The sequence below is a fragment of the Chamaesiphon sp. VAR_69_metabat_338 genome, from assembly GCF_031423935.1.
In the GTDB taxonomy this organism is placed as follows: domain Bacteria; phylum Cyanobacteriota; class Cyanobacteriia; order Cyanobacteriales; family Chamaesiphonaceae; genus Chamaesiphon.
In genome coordinates, this window is the sequence record NZ_JANPGM010000534.1 from 1 (window position 1) to 1,912 (window position 1,912).

Genomic DNA, 1,912 nt, shown 5'->3' on the forward strand with positions numbered 1-1,912 from the left:
ACCAAATCTTCCCCGATCGATTCGCCATCGGCCAACAACCCCACCCCCACCTAACTCAACATCCCAACTGGGAAAACTGGAACGCACCCCCCACCCTCCAAGGCTACAAAGGCGGCGACCTCTGGGGCGTCATCGAAAAACTCGACTACCTCCAACACCTCGGCATTAATACCCTTTACTTCACCCCCATCTTTCAATCCACCTGCAACCACCGCTACCACACCCACGACTACTACCAAATCGATCCGATCCTCGGTGGCAACCAGGCATTTGAACAACTCCTCAAGATCGCCCACCAGCGCAACATGAAAATCGTCCTCGATGGCGTCTTCAACCATGCCAGTCGCGGCTTCTTCTTCTTCAACGACATCTTAGAGAACGGCTCCAACTCCCCCTGGATCGATTGGTTTACCATTTACGATTGGCCGCTATCAGCTTACGATGGCTCCCTGCCAGCTAACTACCAAGGATGGGTCGGCAACCGCGCCCTCCCCGTCTTCAATCACGACAATCCCGACGTCCGCGAATACCTGATGCAGATTGCCGAGCACTGGATTCGGCTTGGCATCGACGGTTGGCGACTCGATGTCCCCTTTGAAATTAAGACCGAAGGCTTTTGGCAAGAATTTCGCGATCGCGTCAAAGCCATTAACCCCGAAGCCTATATCGTCGGCGAAGTCTGGCACGACGCGCGCCAGTGGCTCGACGGCACCCAGTTTGACGGCGTGATGAATTATCTGTTTACCGCGCCGACAATCGCCTTCACGGCTGGCGATCGCGTAGCAATGGATTTAGTCCTTTCGCGCAGTTACGACCCCTATCCAGCCCTGTCAGCCCCCGCATACGCCCAAAAAATTCAGACATTGCTCGATCTCTATCCCTGGGAAATTCAACTGACGCAGTTAAATCAATTAGCCAGTCACGATACTGCCCGACTGATATCGATCGCCCAAACCGATCGGGCGAGTGTAGAGTTAGGGACATTACTATTACTGACTTTCCCAGGTGCTGTAAGTATCTATTATGGCGATGAAGTCGGCTTGGTCGGCGCACTCGATCCCGATGCGCGGCGCGGCTTTCCGGCAGAAGCCGAATGGGATCGGGAGCTATTAAAGTATCACCGCGACCTCATCGCCTTGCGCAATGCCCATCCCGCCTTGCGAGTCGGTACTTATCGAGTGTTGTTCGCCGAGGGCAATGGTTATGCCTTCGTGCGGAGTTTGGATGAGGTCGAAATTGTCGTGGCGGTAAATGTCGGGCTGGAATCGGTACGGATGAGCTTAGATTTGGTAAGTCTGGGATTGAAATCGCGCCCCGAACGGGTGTTATTTGGTGCGGCAAAACTAGACTTGCCAGGGGATCGGCTGACGATCGATCTCCCGCCTCGGAGTGGGTGTGTCTTGATGCGATAGCCTTTTGGATTTTGGATTGGAACACCTGGCGAGGATCGATTACCGCGACAAGCCCGACTTCTTTAATCAAGAAGTCGGGCTTGTGTTTGGAAAAATTTGTCGCGACTCAAAAGTCGATCGATTCTGCCAAGATCGAGCCGATGCAAACATCGAAAATATTTTGCGATCGTCTCGAAAATACTTACAGCTCTAGCCTCTATCCATTGGCATCTGCTAGATCCGCAGATCGAAGGATAAAGATAATAGAGCTGACTTGTAAGCTGATACACATCAGGTATTGCAAAACTTAAATAGTAGGATGAAATCAAATGGTTCTTCACAAGATTAAAGACTTCAACCCAGATTACAAAGAACACTTTGGCAATCGCGAAATCAAAGGCTTAGATGTCTACACAGCAGATGAGAAAATCGGTTCGGTCGAAGATGTTTTAGTCGATGACGAAGGCCGCTTTCGCTACTTAGTTATCAATACTGGTGCTTGGATTGTTGGCAAGAAAGTA

The 1,912-nt window shown here is 51.2% G+C and carries 2 protein-coding genes; both read left to right on the forward strand.

Annotation, left to right across the window (positions count from 1 at the left end; all coding sequences use genetic code 11):
• A partial coding sequence (locus tag RMO84_RS14765) for a glycoside hydrolase family 13 protein (RefSeq protein WP_310489205.1) occupies positions 1 to 1,412 on the forward strand: 1,412 nt, incomplete at its 5' end.
• Between the two features lie 308 nt (positions 1,413 to 1,720).
• On the forward strand, positions 1,721 to 1,912 hold a 192-nt coding region (locus tag RMO84_RS14770; protein WP_310489206.1), incomplete at its 3' end, for a PRC-barrel domain-containing protein.